Below are 21,793 nucleotides of genomic sequence, written 5' to 3'. Positions count from 1 at the left end.
CCGGGAAACTCTATGTTTCCCGGCCCCGTTGGCGTACGCCGTCAGGCGAACTGGTCACCTCACTGGAAGTTCGGAACCACCTCGTCGATGAAGAGCTGCAGGGACGCCTTCTTCTCATCATGGCTGAGCGCGTTGTCCGACCAGAAGCTGTACTCGTCGTAGCCGAGGTCCTCGTAGTGGCGGATGCGTTCGGTCACCTCCGCCGGGGTGCCGATCATCGCTGACTTGTGCAGCGACTCGAGCTCGAATTCGGGGCGGTCGGCGAAGTTCTCCTCCGGGGTCGGATCGAGGAATCCGTCGACGGGGTCCTTCTTCCCGAAGGCCCACGACGAGAACGTCCGGTAGTACTTGTTCACCCCGGCGGCACCCACCTTCCAACCGTCCGGCTCCTCCGGGGAGTGGACGTAGGTGTGGCGCAGCACCATGATCTCGGGGCGCTTTTCGACCTCGGGATGGGCGGCGACCGCGGTGTTGAATTTGTTCATCAGGTCTTCGACCTCACGGTCGTCCTTCATCAGCGGCGTGACCTGGACGTTGCAGCCGTTGGCGACGGCGAAGTCATGAGTCTCAGGGCTGCGGGCGGCCAGCCAGATCGGAGGAGTCGGGTTCTGCACCGGCTTCGGCACGGCCGTCGAGACGGGGAACTGCCAATGCTTGCCCTCATGGGCGTAGTCACCTTGGAGCAGTTCCTTCATCGCCGGAACGAGTTCACGCAGATATTCACCACCGTCGGCTGCCGGCATACCATCGGCCAGACGGTTGAACTCGAACTGGTAGGCACCGCGGGCGATGCCGACCTCGGCCCGACCGCCGCTGAGCACATCGAGCAGAGCCACCTCGCCGGCAGCTCGGATCGGGTGCCAGAACGGGGCGATGATCGTGCCCGACCCCAACCGGATCGTCGACGTCTCGGCGGCCAAGTAGGCCAGCTGCGGCATCGGGCTCGGCGAGGATACGTACTCCATCGAATGGTGCTCACCGATCCAGACAGTGCCGAATCCTCCGGCTTCGGCGATCTTGACGAGCTCGACGAGGTTCTTCCAATGCTCTTGAGGGCTGACCGAGTCGTCCCAGCGTTCCATGTGCAGGAAGAGTGAAAAGCGCATGATGGTTCCTTTCCCAGCGGAGGCCTCCGTGCCTCCGACATGTTCTTCAGTGATGTGTGATCGCCGTGGCGGTATTCAACCGTCGGTCTCCCGAACACCGGCCGCGGCACTCTCGCGTTCGGTGATCGTCGTGTTCGTCCGCGACCAGAGGTCCTTCTCTACTTCGCGGACGATCACGGTGATGTTCTCGTCGGCGGCTCCCGTCGTGGATGCGGCAACTTCATGAACTCCGGCGATTAGGGCACGCAGCTGTTCGGGAGTGCGGCCTCTCGCGATCGAGATATCGATGAGCGGCATGATCTCACCTGCCCAGCACGAAGGGATCTGCGACCGGCCCTTCGTCGGTGTTGATCCATACGCTCTTGAGCCTGGTGTATTCGTGCATCGACTCGAGACCGTGTTCGACCCCGACCCCGGAGTTCTTGAAACCCTGCCGAGGAGACATCGGCGACATCGCCCGATACATGTTGATCCACACGGTGCCAGCATCGAGTCGCTGCGACATCCTCATCCCGCGGGCGAGGTTCTGCGTCCACACCCCGGCAGCCAGTCCGTATTCGGTGTCGTTGGCCAGCCCGAGGACCTCCTCCTCGGTGTCGAAGGGCATGATCGCGGCAACCGGCCCGAAGATCTCCTCCTGGCAGATGCGCATATCGTTCGTCGTCTCCGTGAGAACGGTCGGTTCGAAGAAGTACCCGGGCAGACCGACATCGGGACGATTGCCCCCGTAGGCGATCTGTCCGCCTTCTTCCTCGCCGAGGCGGACGTATTCCTCGACCTTGTCCCGCTGAGCCGCGAAGGCGAGCGGTCCGAGCTCGGTGTCCTCGGCCATGGGATCGCCGAGGACGATCGATGCCGCCCGAGCGGTGACCTTTTCGAGGAGTTCGTCGTAGACCCCGCGCTGGACGAAGACTCGAGACCCGGCGATGCAGGTCTGTCCGGCTGCGGCGAAGATGCCGGCGATGACGCCCATCGCCGCATTGGACACGTTCGCATCGTCGAAGACGATGTTCGGAGACTTTCCACCCAATTCGAGCGTCGATCCGATGAAGCGGCCGGCCGCGGACTTGGCGATGGCCGAACCTGTCTGGGTCGAGCCGGTGAATGAGATCTTCGCCAGCTGCGGTGCGTCGACGAGGGCCTGTCCCGCCTCGGCGCCGAGGCCAGTGACGACGTTGACGGCGCCGGCGGGGAAACCGGCCTCGTCCGCAAGTTCGGCCAGGCGCAGAATCGTTCGCGAGGTGTATTCGCTCGGCTTGATGACCGTGGTGTTCCCCGCCGCCAGCGCCGGTGCGAGCTTCGAGATCGTCAAGGTCATCGGCGAATTCCACGGCGTGATGAGTCCGACGACGCCGAGCGCCTCGCGCTGGGTGAAGTTGATGACTTCGGGCGAATTCGTCGGGATCTGCGATCCCTGCACCTTATCGGCCAGTCCCGCATAGTAGTAGAGGTATTCGGGCAGGCCCTGCAGCTGCCCCTTCATCTCGCGCAGGAGCTTGCCGTTGTCCTGACTCTCGAAACGGGCGAGCTCCTCGGCGTTCTGCCCGATGAGGTCGCCGAATCGGCGCAGCAGGTGCCCTCGCTGCGTCGGCGTGGTCCGTTGCCAAGCGGTGGAGTCGAAGGCTCGCTGCGCGGCCTCGACTGCCTGTGCGATATCGGCGCCTGTGCCGCGAGCGAAGCTGTAGAGCGTCTCAAGGGTCGCAGGGTTCGTGCTCTCGAGGTATTCCCCGTCGGCGGGTGCGCGGTGCTCCCCTCCGATGAAATGGTCGAGTCGCGTAGTCATCATCGACTCCCTTCTGTGTGGTTGATCAGGGCGCGGAGGTGATCGGTGAGCACCTCGGGATGGGTGACGGGCAGCATGTGCCGGGCGCCGGAGACGATCGCGACCCGTGTGTCCGGAATCCGATTCGCGATCCTCTCGCTCATCTCCGGAGTCGACCCCGGGTCGAGTTCGCCGGTGATCGCCAAGGTCGGTGCGGTGATCGCATTCAGCTTCGATTCGAGCTCCCGGTCGCCCGTCGCGAAGACGGCGTAGGCGTGACGATAGGAATCGGGGTCGTTGGCCAGAAGCACAGGCCGCGTCTCGTCCCGCAGCGTTTCGGAATCTCCCTCATCTTCCGGGAACCACCGGTCGAGTGCTCGTTCCATGCTGCCGCGGAAGTCCGACTCCGCACCTTCGAGTCGCCCCTGCACCGCAGAAGATTCCTCCTGCGTGCGAGCGCAGACGGAGCTCACGCAGGTGAGGCTGCGCACGCGCGTCGGCTCCCCGATCGCGATCTGCTGGGCGACGAGCGAGCCGAGGGAGAATCCCACAAGGTGCACTTGACCGGCCGGCATCCGTGCGAGCACATCAGACGCCATCGCCGCCAGGTCCGTAGGTCCGGTCAGCGGCGGCTGGGCTCCGTGCCCGGGCAGGTCGATCGCCGAGGTGGTCCTGGGCAGCAGCGCTTCGACCCGTGTCCATACCGTGCGGTCGAGACCGACCCCGTGGAGCAATACGACAGGGTCTTCATCGTCTGTCGGCATCGTCCGCCTCGTTTCCTACTGCTCGGTCGAGAGCGAAGCGAGTCGCTGCTGCGGGCGTCCACCTGTTGAGCCTGCGAGTGCGATGAGGATCTCGCCGGGGTGCGGAGCGTCCGCGACCCTCCACTCGAAAGTCTGGTGGTGAGACCGGATCGTCGCGTCGGTGAAGTGCTTCAGAGGGATGTCGAAGACAGCTCCGGCCTCGCCGCGCTTCTCCACAGCCGGCAGAAGAGTCGAGGCCTGCGCGGCGTCGCGGAAGTGGTTGCCGAACTTGAGGGTGTGGATGAGTGCCGAACCGTGCTCGATCTCTCCCGAGAGTCCGACGATCGCGGCCTTGCCATAGGCCTCGAGCGTGCCGCCCAGAGCCTCCATGACCCGTGGAGCGAGAACAGCGCCGAGTTCGCTCGCCGTCGCGTCGATTCCCGGGCCGAGGTCCTCAACGAAGTCCTGCCCATGCCAAGGGTTCTCGATGACTGCCGCCACGGCAGCCACAGTGATGACGGGGTCCGTTCGCCGTCCGCCTTCGGCCAGGATCTCTTCGGTCACCGTCGTGATCTTGCGAATATTCATTTCGTCAGTCCTTTCAGGATTTCGGTGGTCACAGCACCGTCGGTGCGACGGTCGCCGATGCGGGCGAAGGGCCTCGGCCCCGTTGAGGCCGCCGCAATCACACAGAGTTCGTCAGCCTTCGGAGCATCTGTGAGTCGCAGGTCGATGGTCTGATAATGGTCTCGCGAGGTGGCGTGGGTCTTGTGCCACATCGGCACCCTGATCGATGCCGAAGGACCCGATCGACCGTCGGCGAAGCAGAGAACAGAAGTGCCTTCAAGCATCTCTCGCATGATATTGCCGAAGTACGGAGTGTGGATGAGAGCCCCAGCGTGCTCAAGTTCTCCATCGACACCGACGACGGCACCCTTGCCGAAGGCCTCGATCGCAGAAGCCGGCCCGAGCGCGTCAAGCAGTCTGTCGGTGAGCACTTTTGCGAGCACCGGTGCAACCTGTTCGGCAGCCGGCGCCAGATCGGCCTGCGTGTCCGTGCCCGCCCAGGGATTGGCGAGCACGGCGATGGCGGCCGCCTGCGTCAACGGGGCATCCGGCGAGGCTCCGCCGTCGGCGATGATCTCTTCACGCTGCACGGTGATCGATCGGACACCTAGACGCCAGGCGAGCTCGTCGAAATCAGCCGGCAGCTCATCGAAATCATTCAATCGATCGAGGCTGGGCTTCTGTGCTCCGAGGCCCGGCTTCTGCAGCCGTGTCGGGGTGGTTGTCATGCGTCCTTCTCTCGAGTTTGTTGCATACAAGGAATCTACTTGCATGCATCGAAGCATGTCAATAGCTCTCTTAGATTGCGCGTTTTACGAGTTTTTCACGATCTATTGACGAATGCATCACACTCTATCTACGCTACCTAGCATGCAACAGATCACGATTGAACAGCTCAAGACAGAAATCCGCGCAGTGTGGCACGAGGCCTGGGACAGCGGGCGCACCGATGCGCTCGATTCGCTCTTCACCGACGACTACCAGCGAGTGTCAGCCAACTCCGGTCGGACCATGACCGCCGAGGAGACGAAGGCCGAGATCAACGAGATCCGCGCCGCCTTCCCCGACCTCACAACGACGATCGACCACATTCTCATCGAAGGCGACCAGGGCGCGATCTACTGGCACTCGGAGGGCACTTTCACCCAGCCGCTCAACGACGTTCCGCCCACAGGACAGCCGGTGACGACGCACGGTTCCAATCTCATCCGCCTCGAAGAGGGCCGGATCGCCCGCGAAGAGGTCACCTGGGATGCCCACGAGCTCCTGGCCGATCTGGGCCTGAAGTCCCTGTCCTCGGCATTCGAGGCTCAACCCGAAGTCGTCACCGATGACCTCTCCGGAGAGCCCTCGGCCGATGCCCTCAAGGCCTTCAACCGTCAGTTCATCACCGGCGTCACCGTCGTCACCACCACAGACGAGGACGGCAAGCCGCGCGGCCTCGCGGTCAACTCCTACAATTCGGTCTCTCTCGACCCGCCGCTCGTGCTCGTCTGCGTACAGAAGACCTCGTCGACGTATCCCGCGCTCTTCCGCTCAACGCACATGGGCATCAACATCATGAGCCGGAATCAGCGGGACACCATCGGCACGTTCGCGTCCAAAGCCGCAGACAAGTTCGCCGAGCTCGACTGGCACAAGGGAGCCAGCGGCTCTCCACTCATCGACGGCTCAGCAGCATCGATCGAAGTCGAGATCAAGGAGCGCTTCCAAGCGCTGACCCACACGGTCTTCATCGGACGTGTCCGCAGTGCCGAGGCATCCGAGGACGAGCCGATGATCTACAAAGCCGGTCGCTTCTTCGACAGCGAAGATCTCACCTCTCTCAACTGATCTCGTCCCGCCCTGGCGAATTCCAATACCACCCGAACCCCTCTCCCTACGACACACGAAGAAGTGGAGTCCTGATGTATTCCGAACCCGAGCACGATCCCGACGTTGACGATGACAGTGGGGAACGGAGCGGACGCCGCCGCGCGCAGCTGCCCGGCAGCGGCCTCGACTCGCTGACAGGGCCGAGTCCGGCCATACGCTATGCCGATGCCATGCGACACCGACCTGGACGCGTCTTCTGGATCTCGATCCTCGGTGTCGGCGCATTCACGCTGTGGGGAGTCCTCTCCCCTGACGGCATGGCTGCGGCGATGACCACTGCCATGGATGCCGTCGCCGCGAAGGTGGGATGGGTCTATCTCGTCCTGACGCTCGGGTGCATCGGTCTCCTCGTCTACCTCGGTTTCGGTCGTTTCGGCCGGGTCCGCCTCGGTGCCGATGATGACCGTCCCGAATACAGCACCTGGGCCTGGCTGACGATGATTCTCTCCGCGGTGATGGGCATCGGCCTCATCAGCTACGGTGTGGCCGAACCGATCACCCACTTCACCACCCCGCCGCATGGGCTCGCCGACCCCGGCACCAACGAAGCCGCCGTACGTGCTCTGCAGTTCTCCTACTTCGACTGGGGACCGCATGCCTGGGCCGTGTTCGGAGTCTTCGGCCTCGCCATCGCTTACTCGACTCACCGGCGCGGCAACACCGGACTGATCTCCCCGATGCTGCGGCCACTGTTCGGCAAGGCAATGGACGGCTGGCTGGGAAATGTCATCGACATCCTCGCCGTCATCGCCACGCTGTTCGGCACGACCACGTCGCTCGGCCTCGGTGCCTCTCAGATCAGCGAGGGCCTCAACCGAGTCTTCGGAATCCCGAACGAGCTCTTCGTTCAGATCGTCATCATCCTCGGCATCACGGTGGTCTTCACGCTCTCGGCACTCTCGGGAGTCAACCGCGGGATCAAGTTCCTCAGCCAGACGACCGCCGTGCTCTCGATCTTCCTCGGCCTCTTCGTCCTCATCGTCGGGCCGACCGGGTTCATCGGAAACCTCTTCTTCCGCTCGACGGGTGAGTACCTCAACGACTTCTTCAAGGTCAGCCTGCTCACTCCGCTGGTCTCCGGTGACGTCGAGTGGTACCAGTACTGGACCTACTTCATGATGGCCTGGTGGCTGAGCTGGGGCGCTTTCGTCGGCGTCTTCCTCGCGAAGATCTCGAAGGGGCGGACCGTCCGCGAATTCGTCCTCGGCGTCATGGGCATTCCCAGTCTTGTCTTCTTCGTCTGGTTCACGATCTTCGGAGGCACCGCGATCAAGATCGACATGGACGGTGATGGCGGGATCGGCGCGGCAGCGGCCGAAGATGTGAACTCGGCGTTCTTCGAGACCCTCGAACATCTGCCCTGGGTGGGCCTCACCTCGGTGATCGCGATTCTTCTCGTCGTCCTCTACTTCGTCTCGGGTGCGGATGCGAACACATTCGTGCTCAGCATGCTCACGTCTCGCGGCACGCTCGAGCCGAGCCGATGGGTGCTCGCCGTCTGGGGTGCGCTCACGGGAACATCGGCGATGGTCCTCTTCTTCGCCGGAGGACTCGCGGCACTGCAGCAAGCGGCGATGCTCTCCGCCCTGCCGTTCGCGGTCATCGTGGCGCTGCTCGGCTACTGCATCGTCAAAACGCTGCACGAGGATCAGACGATGGATGCGTACCGCACGGTGCGGCGCCGGGACCTCGAAACTGGCGGGACAGGCACGCGCGGCGATGAGTCCGTTGATATCGATGACACCACCGTCAAGCCGGCACCCGCCGCCGACTGACCCCGCTGGCAGACTCCACCGCCTCAGACGGAATCTCGAACAGTGGTCGCAATCGGATACTTTCAGGACGACCTCCTGAGTATCCGATTGCGACCACTGTTTTGTGCCAGAGGTGTCAGCGCTTCTCCTCATCTTTCAGCCGCGCGAATGCCAAGTGGGCGAGCGCCGCGGCCTGATCGCCGAGCAGGCCGTCGTCGAAGACCACCCTCGGCGAATGGTTCGTCTCGGCGTCCGGGTCGATGCCCTCGGGCGTCGCGCCCAGGAACACGAAGGTACCCGGCACCTTCTGCAAGACGAAGGAGAAGTCCTCCGACCCCATCCGCGGATATTCCATCTCGACGACCCGCTCGGACCCGAATACTGAGCCCAGTCGCTCGAGCACGACCGTCGACTCGGCGGGGTTATTGACGGTCACGGGGAATCCCACTTGGAAGTCCACCTCGGCGGTGCAGCGGTGAGCCCGGGCGATGTTCTCGGCGATCTCCGTCACCCGCTCCTGCAGCAGGGCCACAGACTCGGCGGAGAGGAAGCGGATGGAGGCCGTGAGCTTCGCCGAGTCCGGGATGACGTTGCTGGCCTGCGCAGCTTCGAGCTGAGTGACCGAGACGACGACGGGATCGAAGATGTCGAAGGACCGACCGGTCATCGTATTCAGGGCCAGCACCACCTCGGCGAGCGCCGGCACGGGGTCGCGGGTCGCCTGCGGTTGACTGCTGTGTCCGCCCGCCCCGTGGATGGTCAGGTTGAGGTCGGCGAAGCCGGCCATGAGCGGCCCGCCCTTCGTCGTGAAGCGACCTCGAACGTCGGCTTCGACGTGGATGCCGTAGGCCGCGACGACCGGGACACCGGCGGCTTCGAGCACGCCCTCGGCGATCATCGGCTCGGCCCCGCCTTCGACCTCCTCGGCGGGCTGGAACATGAAGATGATCGATCCGGGGATCTCCTCGCGGTGAGCGGCGAGCAAGCGTGCGGCGCCGACAAGCCCCGCCGTGTGCAGGTCGTGACCGCACGCGTGCATGTTCCCGTTCTCAGAGGCGAAGTCGAGGCCGGTGTCCTCGACGACCGGCAGCGCGTCCATGTCGCCGCGCAGCAGCACCGCGGGCCCGGGTTTCCCGCCCTTGAGGACGGCCACCACCGAGGTGAGCGACTCCCCCGTGGTGATCTCAAGTCCCAGCCCGGCGAGCTCATCGAGCACCGTCCGCTGCGTGAAAGGAAGGTCGAATCCCAGTTCGGGGTTCGCGTGCAGCTTCCGTCGCAGGGAAATGAGATCGCCGAGGTGGCCCTGAGCTTCGGTGCGGAAATCTGGGGTGGTCATGGGGCTCCTCATCGTGTGGGTGGCGTGCGGTTCGGTTCGACCGGTTCCGGTCGGCTGCTGTTACCAATCTATGCCCTCCGGTGGTCAACGCACCCTTGTTGCCGGTCTACACGGGCAAGTAGTGTTGATTACCCACGTCACTCAACGAGGAGACCGAGCGTGCGCATCATCATCACTCAGAACATCACCCTCGACGGTCGTGTCGAGATGCTCGACGACTGGTTCGATCCGCAGGCCCAGGACGAAGAGCTCTCGGCCGAACTCATGCGGCAATCCGCGAACGAGGACGTGCTGCTGCTCGGTCGGCAGACCTTCGAGGACTTCCGCGGCTATTGGCCGAACGCCACCGATGACACCACCGGAGTCGCGGACCACCTCAATCAGGTCGACAAACGCGTCGTGTCTTCGACGTTGACCGAACCGGGCTGGCAGAACACACAGATCATCAGCTCCGATCCGCTGCGCGCGGTCGCTGACCTGCGCGAGGCACCGGGACGCGATGTCATCGTCACCGGCAGCATCACCCTGGCCCACGACCTCATCGCGGAGGGACTCGTCGATGAGTATCGGATGTTCACCTATCCGGTATGGCAGGGTCGCGGACGCGGTTACTTTCACGACGGCGCGCACTCGGCCAGACCGCCGCGCCTCAAGCTCATCGATGCGAAGTCCTTCCCGAGCGGCATCACCTACTCGGCCTACGAGCCGAGCGCCTGAAGCACCATACGGCAGGACCGAGCGCCAGAGCCCGCGGACGGCACTTGCCCCTGTCTTCAGTCCGCGTGAGTGCGTTCGAAGTCCTTGCCCCACTCGTTCATCGCCTCGACGATCGGCTGAAGACTGCGTCCCAGATCGGTCAGTGAGTACTCGACGCGCGGCGGCACTTCCGGATATACAGTGCGCAGAACCAGGCCGTCCTCTTCGAGCTCGCGCAGCTGCCTGGTGAGAGTCTTCGTGTTCGCCAAAGGCACCAGTCGCCCGAGTTCGTTGAATCGGCGAGTTCCCTCGAGCAGATGCTTGATGACAGTGAGCTTCCAGGTGCCGCCGACCGCCGAGACCGCCACCTCGACCGGGCACACCTCCATCGCGCGACGGACCGGCAACCGCATATGCACCTCCATAGGGACAGAAATGTCCGTACTAGACGCTTGTACTCTAAGAGTCCACGATGTAGACATGCAATACGACGACACACGTTCGACAGTCCTCTGGCTGAGCGCCCACCCCGAACCACGCTCGCTCAACGGAAGCTTGCGCACGATCGGAATCGAGCATCTGCGCACACTCGGCCACACCGTCTTCGAATCCGATCTCTATGCCATGGAATGGGACCCGGTGCTTCGCCCTCGCGATGCCGGCATCCCCTCATCGGATCGGTTCCGCATCAGTGCCGACACCCGCACTGCGCACCTCACCGGCGCCCAACCTGACGCGATCGTCCGCGAGCAGGAGAAGCTGCGACGGGCAGATGCGCTCGTCATTCAGTTCCCGCTGTGGTGGTACGGGATGCCGGCGATTCTCAAAGGCTGGTTCGACCGAGTCTTCGTCAGCGGCTTCGCCTTCGGCACCGACGAAAACACGGGACGACGGCTCCGCTTCGAACAGGGCCCATTCACCGGCAAACGCGCATTCGTCATCACCACCCTCGGAGATCGCCCGCACGCCATCGGCCCCCGCGGGAAGTCCGGCGAGCTCAACGAACTCCTCTTCGGCCTCCTGCACGGGACCTTCGCCTACACCGGCATGAGCGTGCTCGAACCGTTCGCCATTCCCAGCGCCGACCGCATCGACGACCTGACGCCGATCCGTACCCGACTCACCGACCGACTCGGCGAGCTCTTCACTGCCCCGACAGTCCCCTACCGGCCGCAGTTCACCGGCGAGTACACACCTGACTGGGAACTCGCGCCCCACCTGTGCCCCGGAGAGCACGGGCTGCGGATCCACACCGTCTGCTGACCGGACGCTCAATACAGATCCGCAGCCCGTCGTACGCCGCACTATCGAAAGGCCCACCGAACCCATGAGCACAAGTGCCGTCGAACCCTTCGACCTCCACCTCCCGCAGTCCGAAATCGATGACCTCAACCGCAGACTCGCCACTGCCCGCCTGCCCGAAGCAGAGACCGTCGCGGGCCAGACGCCGGCACCGGGACCTGGCCGGTGGTCCCAGGGTGTCCCGCTCACCGACCTCGTCGACCTCGTGGACTACTGGCGAACCGACTATTCGTGGCGAAACTTCGAGACTCGGCTCAACGAGATCGGCCAGTTCCGCACCGTCATCGACGGACTCGGAATCCACTTCCTCCACCGCCGGTCCTCGCGGTCCGACGCGACCCCGTTGATCCTCACCCATGGGTGGCCCGGCAGCATCGCCGAATACGTCGACGTCATCGACGAACTGGCCGAACCGACCGATTCCGAGGCACCGGCGTTCCACTGCGTCGTTCCCTCACTGCCGGGTTTCGGTTTCAGCGACAGACCGAGCGGCACCGGCTGGTCGACGGACCGAATCGCCGAAGCCTGGGTCACGCTGATGGGCCGACTCGGCTACGACCGCTTCGCAGCCTTCGGCGGCGACTGGGGAGGGGTCATCACCACGATCCTCGGCGGACGCTTCCCCGATCACCTCATCGGCATCCACACCACTTATGCACCCGGCATTCCCGGTGCATCACTCGATGAGCTGACAGCAGGCGAGCGCGCATGGGCCGTGGACGCTGAAGACTTCTGGGCCAATCGGGCAGCGTATGCCCATCAGCAGGCCACCCGACCACAGACCATCGGCTACGCCCTCGTCGACTCACCTGTCGGCCAGCTGGCGTGGATCCTCGACAAGTTCGCCGAATGGACGGACACCCGCGACAGCCCCTTCGAAACGATCTCACGGGACCGACTGCTCGACAACGTCTCTCTGTACTGGCTGATGCGCACCGGTGCCTCCTCGGCGCGCATCTACTTCGAAAGCCACGACTCCCTCGACCCCGATCTGCGAGTCGACGTTCGGACGGCTATCACGATGTACCCCTGCGATATCGAAAGGTATCCGCGCGCATTGTCACAGCAACGCTACCGGCGCATCGTCCGCTGGCAGGCGGCCCCGAAAGGCGGACACTTCCCGTCCCTCGAAGCACCGCACGAGTTCCTCGCTGACCTCAGGGCCGGTCTGACGGCAATCCTCACGCCGTGCCGAACATGACTTTCCGGCCGTCGGGGTCCTCGACCGTGACGACGACATCGTCGACCGCCACGAGCGGAGTGCCCGCGTTCTTGATCCGTTCGAGGAACTCCGCCTGATCCGGGATCCGGAAGTACAGGTGCGTGAGATTCGCCTCCGTCACCGGCGGGAACGCATAGTCGGCGAACGCCTCGGCCGAGTGCAGAGCCACCTGCACTCCCCCGGCCTCGACGACGAAGTAGGAGTACTCCTCATCGCCCTCGGTCGTCAGCGGCAGCCCCGCGATCTCGCGATAGAAGGCGGCGGTCGCCTCGGCGTCTGTGCAGGTGAGGAACACTCCGCGAAACGTCGATTCCATGGCCAACTCCCTTCGCTGCGGATGGCACGGACCGTGCTCCGTACGATTCCGGTAGCCGCAGTGTATCCGCCGAGGCGGCCGACCGTCAGTGCCTTAACGACGAATCCGAGACGAACAGAGAACACCCGGGACCTCCCCGATCCTGCCGACCGCAATCGTCCTTACCAAGCGACGTACATACTCCACACATTCTTCGGGGAGTCGGCACTGTTAGCCTGGCAGGCTGAAACCGATGAGCAGGAGTGAATGTGCGAACGAACCGGTGGCTGCTGGGCCTGGCCATGTCCGTATCCGTGGTGGCGTTGGCCGCCTGCGGAAGTCAGGGCGACGAAGCAAAGCCGAAGGAGTCCTCGGCCGCGGCCGAACAGTCCCCCGGCGCCGACTCTGCTCAAGACCAACAGGGCCAGCAGGGCAAACCGAACACGAAGGATATTCCGAAGGTCGTCGCCGAGGTCAACGGTGAGAAGATCCTCAAGGACGACTTCGTTCCCCTCTTCGAAACCCAGTATCAGCAGATGCAGATGCAGGCTCAGCAGTCCGGTCAGCCGGTCGATGAGAAGGGCCTGAAGAAGCAGACGGTCGAGAACCTTGTGAGCACCGAAGTGCTCGTCCAGGAAGCCGACAAGCGCAATATCGACGTCTCGGACAAGGACATCGACAAGGGGCTCAAGGAATCCGCGAAATCGGGACAGATGAGCGAGAAGGACTTCCTCAAAGCCATGAAGGACCAGGGCATGGACGAGGAGAACGTCCGCTCGGAGCTGAAGAACCAGCTGAAGATCGAGGGCCTCGTCGAGGACGAATACGGTGAGTTCGAGGTCAGCGGCGAAGAGATCGGGCAGGCCTACGAACAGGCGAAGTCCCAGCAGGAGCAGATGGCGCAGCAGGGCGGCCAGGGCCAGCAGGAGATGCCGCCGATCGAGGACATGCGTCCCCAGCTCAAGGAACAGGTGAAGAACCAGAAGTCTCAGGAAGCGACGCAGAAATTCGCGAAGAAGCTGCGTAAGCAGGCCGACGTCACGATCCGCCTCTGAGCCCCGAGAGCCACGGACGACATCCCACTTGGCAAGAAATTGCCGCCTTTTCTCAAGAAAATGCTGAGTGTTCCTCGCATTTCTCTTGTGTGGAACTTACTCTGAGGTGGACTCTCCGGTCGGTCAACTGACCGCCGGCCGCACCTGCCGTCCGCTGACCGGTGTCGACGGTGACACGAGTTCCACTGCAGAAAAGGACTTCCCGTGGCTTCCATTCTCACGCGCTCGGCGATCGTCGCGCCGAAGAACTTCAACCGGTGGCTGATCCCACCGGCCGCTCTGGCCATCCACCTGTGCATCGGCCAGGTCTACGCATTCAGCGTCTTCAAGATCCCCTTCATGTCGCACTTCGACGCCGGTGAGGTCTCGATCGGCTGGATCTTCTCGATCGCGATTCTCATGCTCGGCATCTCCTCTGCCGTCTTCGGCCCCTGGGTGGAGAAGAACGGCCCCCGCGCCTCGATGGTTGCCGCCGGAACCTGCTGGGTCGTCGGCTTCTTCATCGCCTCGCTCGGCATCATGACCGGGCAGCTGTGGCTGGTCTACCTCGGCTACGGAGTCATCGGCGGAATCGGTCTGGGCATCGGCTACATCTCCCCGGTCTCGACCCTGATGAAATGGTTCCCTGACCGTCCGGGCCTGGCCACGGGACTGGCCATCATGGGCTTCGGCGGCGGTGCCCTCATCGCCAGCCCGATGTCGAACCAGCTCATGGCCCTCTTCGGCGGCGGCTCCGACCCGGAACACCTCGTCGCCGGTCTGACCCCGACCTTCGTCACCCTCGGCATCGTCTATGCCGTCGTCATCGCCGCCGGTGCCTTCGTCATCCGCGTCCCCCACCCCGAATGGACCCCGAAGGGCTTCGACCCCTCGAAGGTCAAGGCGAAGCCGATGCAGACGAAGGGCAACGTCTCGGTCCGCAATGCCATCCGCACACCGCAGTTCTGGCTGCTGTGGGTCGTCCTGTTCCTCAACGTCACCGCGGGCATCGGCATCCTCGAGAACGCCGCCCCGATGATCCAGTCCTACTTCGGCATCACCGCGGCCGCAGCGGCCGGCTTCGTCGGTCTGCTCTCGATCGGTAATATGGGCGGCCGATTCATCTGGTCGACGACCTCGGACTACCTGGGTCGGAAGAACAACTACATGATGTACCTCGGCGTCGGTGCGATCCTCTACCTCGTCGTCGCCCTCTTCGGCGGCGGCTCGATCTTCCTCTTCGTGCTGGCCACCCTCATCATCATCTCCTTCTACGGCGGCGGCTTCGCCACGATCCCCGCCTACCTCAAGGACCTCTTCGGCGTCTACCAGGTCGGAGCCATCCACGGTGCCCTGCTCACCGCCTGGTCGGCGGCCGGTGTGGCCGGTCCGCTCATCGTCAACTCCGTCGTCGAGGCCGGCGAGGCGGCAGGGAAGGAAGGCCCCGAGCTCTACACTCCGGGAATGTTCATCATGGTCGGCGCGCTGGTCATCGGCTTCATCGCCAATGTGCTCGTCCGCCCGGTCAGCGAAAAATACTTCGAACGCGAAGAGGACGTCGCCGCCAAGCAGGCCGCCGCCCTCGAAGAGAACTGAAGGAAGGGTCAGATCATGAACGATTCCACCCCCGTAGCCCACGTCCCCGACTCCGGATCGCCGCAGTCCCCCGTCGGCGGCGCCTATAGGGCCGTCGGCTCTGTCCTCACCGTCGTCGTGGTCGGCGGCCTCCTCTGGGGCCTGTCCCTGACCGTGGTCAAGGCCGTCGCGATCTTCACCGGCTGAGACTCCCTCAGGCAGGAACTTCGCCGAGGCGGTTCCCCACCCTCACCTCGCCGAGGCGGCCCCTACGCAGCCGCCCACCCGCCGTCCTCGACGCGGGCCCCATTCCGATCCCCGGCAGAACCATGGTTCTGCCGGGGTTCGGTCGTCTTCAGTCATGGTCGGACCGGCCGTGGACAGCCCTGCTGTGACCCCCGACCGTCTTCCTCCCCCTCAGTGAAGAATCTTCGCCGGCCCCTTGCCACCGACTAACTTAAGTGCTTAACTTACAGCATGGATCTCGCTCATGAACTCCACGACCTGGTCCGCACACTCGACCGGTGGGCGGAGCAGATGCTGCGCCCCGAGGGACTGACCTACAACCAGTACGTCGCCCTCGTCATCCTCGGCCAGCACCCCGACATCACCGGGCGCACGCTCTCTAAATCACTCGGCGTCACCGAGGCGGCCGGATCCGGGATCGTCAAAGCCTTGCTGACCGACGGCCTCATCACCAACGGCGCGACTCCGGGATCCGGCAATCGTAGGGAACTGCGCCTCACCTCGGCGGGGGAAGACAAAAGCGGGCACTGCGCACGCCTGCTCGGACACTCCCTCGACGACAATGCCCGAGCGATCGGCATCGACCCGAACTCTCTGGCCTCCACGATCCGCGACCTCCACGACGAGGTCCGCACCATCCGCTCCGAGACCCCGAAGGACCACTCATGACCCTCATCCTCGCCGCCCTCGCGGCCGCCTGCGGATTGGCTCGGCTCGCCCTCTTCATCGCTCTCCACCTCGTCAAGAGCGAGTACTCGATCGTCAGCCACGCCGTCAGCGACTATGCGGTCGGTTCAACCCGGCGCCTGAGCAGCGCGATGACCTGGGTGACGGTGCCGTTCTGGGGATTGCTCGCCGCGGCGGTCGTCGTCGGCTTGCCGGATTGGGAGGATTCGACGTTCGTCAGCATCGCCCTCGCGGTCCTCGCGATGATCTTCCTCGCCCTGCCCTTCGTCCCCACCGATCTGGAAGGCGAGAAGCTGACCACGATCGGGCGACTGCACTATCTCATGGCTATCGCCTGGTTCGCCCTCAGCTACGCCTGCATGGGCAACTTCGTGCGACTCTTCATCGCCGAGGGACCGGCACCCTTGGCACAGCTCCTCCAGGTGATCTCGTGGTTCGCACTCGTGTCCCTCATCGTCAGCGTCGCCGTGCTCATCATCAAGCCCCTGCGCCCGAAGTTCTTCGGCATCGCCGAACGCATCTTCATCCTCTCGGTCAACCTCTTCTACATCGGCGCCGCGATCGGCATCATCGTCATCGCCGGCTGATCGGCTCAACCCTCTCAGCCCTCGACTGACAAAGTCGAAGCTTCGCTCCAGCTGCGCCACAGCTTGGCCACAGCGTGCGGGTACTCAATAGGAATCACAGAGCACTTCCGCAGAACGGAGAAAGGCACAGACCATGAACGAGTCGAAGCGCATGAGGTCAGCACAGATGGCGACCGGCGCTGGGTACAACGGTGAGAACGCATTCGGCACCGAGACGGCGGCAGCATCCGTCACCCGATCCCGCCCCCGGAGGCGTCGACTCGCCCTGACCGTCACCGGAGCGGCAGCGGCGCTGGCGCTGAGCATCGGAACGACTGCAGGTCTGCCGACCGCCGCGGCGGCCCATACCCGCACGGTCGCGGGCGTGACCACCCAGTCAGCCATCCCCTTCACCGGGCAGCCGACCGACCCCAGCCAGGGCAGCGGGCAGAGCGGCAACAGCCAAGGGGGCAGCGTGCAGAACGGAACACAGTCCCCGAACTTCGGACAGGGAAACGGCGGCCAAGGCAGCTACGGCGGAGGCACCGCTCCCGGCGGCGGCTCGCAGTCCCCTGACACCGGCCAGGGCAGCGACGGCTCTTCCCAGCAGGAGGCCAGCCCGGCGAGTGAGAAGGAGTCGACCGGCGTCGTCCTCATCGACACCGAGCTCGGCTATGAGAACGCCGAGGCGGCCGGCACCGGCATCGTGCTGAGCAAGGACGGTCTCGTGCTGACGAACAACCACGTCATCGCCGATTCGACGAAGATCTCCGTCACCGTAGCCACCACCGGCAAGACCTACGAGGCCTCCGTCGTCGGCTCCGATTCGACGGAGGACGTCGCCGTGCTCCAGCTCAAGGGCGCCTCGGACCTGCAGCCGGCCACGGTCGACGACGACTCGGTCACGGTCGGTGACGACGTCACCGCCGTCGGCAATTCCGAGGGACAGGGACAGCTGCAGGCCGCCGACGGCACGGTCACCGACCTCGGCGCCTCCGTCACCACCACCGCTCAGGGCTCCGAGGATTCGGAGACGCTGAACAATATGATCCAGGTCCAGGCCGATATCGTCTCCGGCGATTCGGGTGGGGCACTGCTCGACGACGAGGGCGAGGTCGTCGGTATGAATACCGCGGCCTCGTCGGGATCGGCCACCGTCACCGGCTTCGCCATTCCGATCGAGTCGGCGCTGTCCACGGCCGAGTCGATCATCGACGGCGAGCAGACGAGCACGAACACGCTCGGCTACCCGGCGTTCCTCGGCATCGGGGTCCAACAGGATTCGCAGTCGGGTCAGGGCCAGTCGGGCCAGGGCAGCCAGTCGATCCAGCCGGGAGACGGCAGTTCGAACGGCCAGTCGGGCCAAGCCGGCCAGTCAGGTCAGCCAAGCCAGTCGGGCTCGTCGTCGCAGGCCGCAGGAGCAGTCGTCGCCGGAGTCTATGAGGACACCCCCGCCGCCGAGGCGGGACTGACCGCCGGAGACACGATCACCCGGGTCGGCTCGACCCAGATCACCGACGGCACCGGCCTCTCCTCGGCCATCGCCGAGCACAAGCCCGGTGACACCGTGTCGCTGAGTTGGACGGACGCCGACGGTCAGACCCACAGCGCGAAGGTGACTCTGACCGAGGGCCCCGCAGCCTGAGCCGGAGATTGCCCAACCACCCCGGGCGAGACGTAAGATCGGGCCATGCCCGGACACGAAGACGCCTCGCCCGCGGAGTGGTCGCACCGCCCCCGGTCGGGCCGTGGGCGCCTCGACTGGCCGACGATCCTGCGCAATATCGCTCTCGCCCTCGTCGTTCTGGCCGGAGTATGGGCGGTCTTCAATGTTCGTCTGCCCTCGGTCGATGTGCTGCAGGCCGATATCGCGGCCGCCGGATTCTGGGGCTTCGCCGTCTTCGTCCTCATCTATATGGCCGTCGCCGCCACCCCGATCCCCGTGACGATCATGGCCACCGCCGGAGGACTCATCTACGGGCTGCCGTTCGGCACCATTCTGTCGATGGTCGGAGTCGTCGCGGGCTGCTGGATCGGCTACTGGATCGCTCGGGCGCTCGGCCGGGACACTGTGCTGCGGCTGCTCGGCTCCCATGCCGAGACGATCGAATCCAAGCTCACCGGCGGCGGCTTCTACGCAGTGTGCGCCCTGCGCCTCATGCCCGGGTTCCCGTATTGGCCGGTCAACTACGGCAGCGGAGCACTGGGCATCGACAACCGCACATTCCTCAGCGCCACCATCATCTCGTCCCTGCCGGGTCAGCTCTCCCTCGTGGCCGTCGGCGCCTTCATCGGGGAGCCGAATGTCCTCAACGGCATCGGCGTGGGCATCTCCTGGGCTTTGGTCATCACGCTGACGATCATCACGATGCGCCGGTGGAAGCGCACCCGAGACGCCGAACACGCACAGGCAGAGACGCCTGAACTTCCTGAGTCTTAGCCGAAGTTCGGCTTGCGGCGTTCCTGGAACGCCGTGAATCCTTCGGCGTAGTCCGGGGTCTGACGCGCCGATTCCTGCAGGGCCGCCTCTTGGGCGAGCACCTCGGCGAGGTTCGGACGTTCGTCGGCGAGCTTCTGCACGAAGCCCTTCTCCATCGCGAAGGCCTCGGCCGGTCCGGTGACGATCTTCTCCAGCTTCGATTCGACGAAGTCGGTCAGTTCCGCGGCGGGGACCGCACGGGAGACGATCCCGGTGGCGGCCGCCTCGGCGCCGGTCATGAAATCACCGGTGACGATGAGATCCATCGTCCGGTGATAGCCGACCCGGTCGAGGAACACGTGGTGGGCGCCGGAATCGAGCATCGCACCGATTGCGGCGAACGGGGACCCGAACTTCGCATCATCGGCGGCGAAGATGATGTCGGCTGCCGCCGCGACCCCGTACCCGAGCCCGAGGGCCGCCCCCTGGACCTGGGCGATCACGGGGATCGGCAGCGCCCTGATCGCCTGGAAGACGGGGGCGAAGATCTCGGCGAGGAAGGCGTGGGCGTCATCCGTCTCGACGTCGACGTTCGCGATGTCGCGACCGGAGCAGAAGACCTTGCCCTCTCCGCGGATGAGGAGGACGCGGACGTTCGGGACCGCCTCGGCGACCTTGGCCACGGCGGCCGCGATATCGCGGAGGTTGTCCGCGTCGAGGGCGTTGCGGGACTCGGGTCCGTCGAGGACGAGCTCGGCGATCGGGCCGCGGTTCTTCAGTTGGATCTCGGTCATGGATGCTCCTTTGCGTGTCCTGTCAGTGCGGTGCGGCCGGTGCCCGCCGGGCGGACGCCCGTGGTCACCAGGTGTAGAAACCCTGTCCGGTCTTGCGGCCGAGTTCACCGGCGGCGACCTTGTCCTTCAGTATCTGCGGGGGTGTGAAGCGCTCACCGATCTCCGCTGCGAGGTGCTCGGCGATGCCGAGGCGCACATCGAGGCCGACGATGTCCGTCGTCTTCAGCGGCCCGGCCGGATGCCGGTAGCCAAGGGTCATGGCCCGGTCGATGTCCTCCGCGCTGGCGACGCCGTCTTCGACCATCCGCATCGCTTCCAAAGCGAGAGCCACGCCGAGGCGGGAGGAGGCGAATCCGGGCGAGTCCTTCACCGTGATCGCCGTCTTCCCCAGCCCCGTCACCCATTCCTTGGCGACGTCGACGAGCGTGGGATCGGTGTGGGTGCCGACGACGACCTCGACGAGTTCGGACACGGGCACCGGGTTGAAGAAGTGCAGGCCGATGAGCGCCTGCGGCCGCGGCAGGGCTGCGGCGAGCTCGTCGATCGACAGCGCCGAGGTGTTCGTGCCGATGCTCGCAGCAGGAGCGTGCTTCGCGATGGCAGCGAGCACCTCCTGCTTGAGTTCGACGATCTCGGGCACGGCTTCGACGACGAGGAGAGCCTCGTCGAGCAGAGTGGGATCACGGTCGACGACGACGGTTCCGGGAACCTCGATGCCCTTCGACTGCGACTTCTCGATCGATGCGTCGATGCGCTCCCTGGCGGCGGCCACGGTCTCGTCCGTGTTCTCGATGACGATGACGCGGGCGCCGGCGGTGGCAAAGGCATGCGCGATACCGGCACCCATCCGTCCGCCGCCATAGACGCCGACGACGTCGGGAACGCGGGCCGGTGTGTCTGTCGTAATGTCGCTCATGCGTTGTCGCCTTCTCCTCGGGTGCGCGTCTCTTCCTGCTGGTCGATCGCTTCGGTGGCCACGGCTTCGGCGCGTGCACGCTCGGCCGCTTCCGCCTCGGCGGCCTTCTTCGCCTTCTTCGCTTCGCGTTTGGACAGGAACGCATCCATGCGGGCGAACTTCTCTTCGGTCTCGAACAGCACGGCCTGGGCCACATTGTCGATGAGCGGATGCGCCTCGCGAGGGGCGTGGAACGCCGACTTGCTCAACCGCACGGCCAAAGGTGCGAAGCTCGCAATCCGATCCGCCAGCGCCTGACCGGCCAGTTCGAGATCCTCGGGGTCGACGACGTCGTTGAGCAGACCGATCGCCTTGGCCTCGTCGGCCTGCAGGGTCCGCCCGGCAAGGAGGATCTCCTTGGCGCGGGGTTCGCCGACGAGTTCGCGCAGACGCCATGCGGCTCCGGCGGCAGCGAGGATGCCCAGACCCGTCTCCGGGTTGCCGATCTTCGTCGACGGGGTGCCGATGCGGAAGTCCGCGGCGAAGGCGAGTTCGGCACCGCCGCCGAGGGCGAATCCCTCGACGAGGGCGATGACCGGCATCGGCAGTTCCTGGATGCGGGAGAATATCTTCGAGTTGATCCCGGCCAGAGCATCATCGCGGCGACGATTGCGCAGCTGCGAGATATCGGCACCTGCGGCGAAGACACCGGAGGTGCCGGTGAGGATCGCAACCTTCGGTTCGGCCTCGAGTTCGGCGCACACGGCGTGGAGGGCATCGACCATCGTCTGATCGATGGCGTTGCGGACCTCGGGCCGGTTGAGCCGGATGATCGTCCGGTCGGAGTGGCGTTCGACGAGCAGCGGGGAGGCGGAATCGCTCACACCGGCTGTACCGCCGGCTCCCATGCCGCCGGCGC

General features: G+C 64.8%; 24 protein-coding genes. 12 read left to right on the top strand and 12 right to left on the bottom strand.

Translation table 11 applies throughout. The features are described 5' to 3' along the window. Window positions 1-59 precede the first annotated feature (59 nt). From AC239G_RS00945 to AC239G_RS00920, 6 genes are all read right to left on the bottom strand, one after another. A complete protein-coding gene (locus AC239G_RS00945; RefSeq protein WP_181271100.1) occupies window positions 60-1,106 on the bottom strand; it encodes an LLM class flavin-dependent oxidoreductase in 1,047 nt (348 codons plus the stop codon). Between the two features lie 75 nt (window positions 1,107-1,181). Next, the gene (locus AC239G_RS00940; RefSeq protein ID WP_139467772.1) at window positions 1,182-1,403 is read right to left on the bottom strand and encodes a tautomerase family protein; all 222 of its coding nucleotides are present in this window, start codon (window positions 1,401-1,403) and stop codon (window positions 1,182-1,184) included. Between the two features lie 4 nt (window positions 1,404-1,407). Continuing rightward, window positions 1,408-2,892 (bottom strand): aldehyde dehydrogenase, encoded by a 1,485-nt coding sequence (locus AC239G_RS00935; RefSeq protein ID WP_487489595.1) that lies wholly within the window; start codon window positions 2,890-2,892, stop codon window positions 1,408-1,410. After that, window positions 2,889-3,632: an alpha/beta fold hydrolase gene (locus AC239G_RS00930; protein ID WP_487489594.1), complete on the bottom strand. Its 744-nt coding sequence runs from the start codon at window positions 3,630-3,632 to the stop codon at window positions 2,889-2,891. The genes AC239G_RS00935 and AC239G_RS00930 overlap by 4 nt, the downstream gene beginning before the upstream one ends. 15 nt (window positions 3,633-3,647) lie before the next feature. Further along, the gene (locus AC239G_RS00925) at window positions 3,648-4,199 is read right to left on the bottom strand and encodes an amino acid synthesis family protein (RefSeq protein WP_139467769.1); all 552 of its coding nucleotides are present in this window, start codon (window positions 4,197-4,199) and stop codon (window positions 3,648-3,650) included. Then, the gene (locus AC239G_RS00920; RefSeq protein WP_139467768.1) at window positions 4,196-4,906 is read right to left on the bottom strand and encodes an amino acid synthesis family protein; all 711 of its coding nucleotides are present in this window, start codon (window positions 4,904-4,906) and stop codon (window positions 4,196-4,198) included. The genes AC239G_RS00925 and AC239G_RS00920 overlap by 4 nt, the downstream gene beginning before the upstream one ends. A gap of 142 nt (window positions 4,907-5,048) precedes the next feature. On the opposite strand from AC239G_RS00920, the gene AC239G_RS00915 reads away from it, so the two are divergent. Together AC239G_RS00915 and AC239G_RS00910 are read left to right on the top strand one after the other, a co-directional pair. Further along, window positions 5,049-6,011: a flavin reductase gene (locus AC239G_RS00915; protein WP_139467767.1), complete on the top strand. Its 963-nt coding sequence runs from the start codon at window positions 5,049-5,051 to the stop codon at window positions 6,009-6,011. 74 nt (window positions 6,012-6,085) lie between these two features. Then, window positions 6,086-7,828 carry a BCCT family transporter gene (locus AC239G_RS00910; RefSeq protein WP_487489593.1) on the top strand — a complete coding sequence of 581 codons (1,743 nt, stop codon included), beginning with the start codon at window positions 6,086-6,088 and terminating at the stop codon, window positions 7,826-7,828. A 115-nt stretch (window positions 7,829-7,943) separates the two neighbouring features. On the opposite strand, the gene AC239G_RS00905 is transcribed toward AC239G_RS00910, so the two are convergent. After that, window positions 7,944-9,143: a M20 metallopeptidase family protein gene (locus AC239G_RS00905; RefSeq protein ID WP_434592832.1), complete on the bottom strand. Its 1,200-nt coding sequence runs from the start codon at window positions 9,141-9,143 to the stop codon at window positions 7,944-7,946. Window positions 9,144-9,302: 159 nt separating this feature from the next. Here AC239G_RS00905 and AC239G_RS00900 point away from each other — a divergent pair, with 159 nt between their 5' ends. Further along, on the top strand, window positions 9,303-9,860 hold the full coding sequence (locus tag AC239G_RS00900; RefSeq protein ID WP_482401132.1) for a dihydrofolate reductase family protein: 558 nt from the start codon (window positions 9,303-9,305) through the stop codon (window positions 9,858-9,860). Between the two features lie 56 nt (window positions 9,861-9,916). Here the strand turns inward: AC239G_RS00900 and AC239G_RS00895 are convergent, their stop codons facing one another. Continuing rightward, window positions 9,917-10,252 carry a winged helix-turn-helix transcriptional regulator gene (locus AC239G_RS00895; RefSeq protein WP_180987771.1) on the bottom strand — a complete coding sequence of 112 codons (336 nt, stop codon included), beginning with the start codon at window positions 10,250-10,252 and terminating at the stop codon, window positions 9,917-9,919. A 67-nt stretch (window positions 10,253-10,319) separates the two neighbouring features. Here AC239G_RS00895 and AC239G_RS00890 point away from each other — a divergent pair, with 67 nt between their 5' ends. Both AC239G_RS00890 and AC239G_RS00885 read left to right on the top strand, forming a co-directional pair. Beyond that, window positions 10,320-11,102 carry an NAD(P)H-dependent oxidoreductase gene (locus AC239G_RS00890; RefSeq protein ID WP_487489592.1) on the top strand — a complete coding sequence of 261 codons (783 nt, stop codon included), beginning with the start codon at window positions 10,320-10,322 and terminating at the stop codon, window positions 11,100-11,102. Window positions 11,103-11,166: 64 nt separating this feature from the next. Then, a complete protein-coding gene (locus tag AC239G_RS00885; protein ID WP_487489591.1) occupies window positions 11,167-12,342 on the top strand; it encodes an epoxide hydrolase family protein in 1,176 nt (391 codons plus the stop codon). Here AC239G_RS00885 and AC239G_RS00880 read toward each other — a convergent pair. After that, window positions 12,323-12,679: a VOC family protein gene (locus AC239G_RS00880; protein WP_487489590.1), complete on the bottom strand. Its 357-nt coding sequence runs from the start codon at window positions 12,677-12,679 to the stop codon at window positions 12,323-12,325. The genes AC239G_RS00885 and AC239G_RS00880 overlap by 20 nt on opposite strands. Window positions 12,680-12,927: 248 nt before the next feature. Here AC239G_RS00880 and AC239G_RS00875 point away from each other — a divergent pair, with 248 nt between their 5' ends. From AC239G_RS00875 to AC239G_RS00845, 7 genes are all read left to right on the top strand, one after another. Next, a complete protein-coding gene (locus AC239G_RS00875) occupies window positions 12,928-13,713 on the top strand; it encodes a SurA N-terminal domain-containing protein (protein ID WP_434592815.1) in 786 nt (261 codons plus the stop codon). Window positions 13,714-13,917: 204 nt separating this feature from the next. Beyond that, window positions 13,918-15,288, top strand: a complete 1,371-nt coding sequence (locus AC239G_RS00870) for an L-lactate MFS transporter (protein ID WP_139467760.1) — start codon at window positions 13,918-13,920, stop codon at window positions 15,286-15,288. Between the two features lie 15 nt (window positions 15,289-15,303). After that, complete coding sequence (locus AC239G_RS00865) at window positions 15,304-15,474, top strand: hypothetical protein (protein WP_167193235.1); 171 nt, start codon at window positions 15,304-15,306, stop codon at window positions 15,472-15,474. Window positions 15,475-15,744: 270 nt separating this feature from the next. Further along, a complete protein-coding gene (locus AC239G_RS00860; RefSeq protein ID WP_139467759.1) occupies window positions 15,745-16,182 on the top strand; it encodes a MarR family winged helix-turn-helix transcriptional regulator in 438 nt (145 codons plus the stop codon). Continuing rightward, window positions 16,179-16,787 (top strand): DUF998 domain-containing protein, encoded by a 609-nt coding sequence (locus AC239G_RS00855; protein ID WP_139467758.1) that lies wholly within the window; start codon window positions 16,179-16,181, stop codon window positions 16,785-16,787. The genes AC239G_RS00860 and AC239G_RS00855 overlap by 4 nt, the downstream gene beginning before the upstream one ends. A gap of 133 nt (window positions 16,788-16,920) precedes the next feature. After that, on the top strand, window positions 16,921-18,411 hold the full coding sequence (locus AC239G_RS00850; RefSeq protein ID WP_487489589.1) for a S1C family serine protease: 1,491 nt from the start codon (window positions 16,921-16,923) through the stop codon (window positions 18,409-18,411). A 45-nt stretch (window positions 18,412-18,456) separates the two neighbouring features. Beyond that, window positions 18,457-19,206, top strand: a complete 750-nt coding sequence (locus AC239G_RS00845; RefSeq protein ID WP_487489588.1) for a TVP38/TMEM64 family protein — start codon at window positions 18,457-18,459, stop codon at window positions 19,204-19,206. Here AC239G_RS00845 and AC239G_RS00840 read toward each other — a convergent pair. From AC239G_RS00840 to AC239G_RS00830, 3 genes are all read right to left on the bottom strand, one after another. Further along, the gene (locus AC239G_RS00840) at window positions 19,203-19,979 is read right to left on the bottom strand and encodes an enoyl-CoA hydratase/isomerase family protein (protein WP_139906540.1); all 777 of its coding nucleotides are present in this window, start codon (window positions 19,977-19,979) and stop codon (window positions 19,203-19,205) included. The two genes, AC239G_RS00845 and AC239G_RS00840, sit on opposite strands and share 4 nt — an antisense overlap. A 64-nt stretch (window positions 19,980-20,043) precedes the next feature. Then, the gene (locus AC239G_RS00835; protein ID WP_487489587.1) at window positions 20,044-20,895 is read right to left on the bottom strand and encodes a 3-hydroxyacyl-CoA dehydrogenase family protein; all 852 of its coding nucleotides are present in this window, start codon (window positions 20,893-20,895) and stop codon (window positions 20,044-20,046) included. After that, window positions 20,892-21,782, bottom strand: coding sequence for an enoyl-CoA hydratase/isomerase family protein (locus AC239G_RS00830; RefSeq protein ID WP_487490129.1), 891 nt, complete (start codon window positions 21,780-21,782; stop codon window positions 20,892-20,894). The genes AC239G_RS00835 and AC239G_RS00830 overlap by 4 nt, the downstream gene beginning before the upstream one ends. Window positions 21,783-21,793: the final 11 nt, after the last annotated feature.

Source organism: Brevibacterium sp. Lmc1 (genome assembly GCF_057654315.1).
The sequence above is the reverse complement of the archived record's forward strand: the minus strand, read 5'-3'. Positions and strand labels throughout refer to the sequence as shown.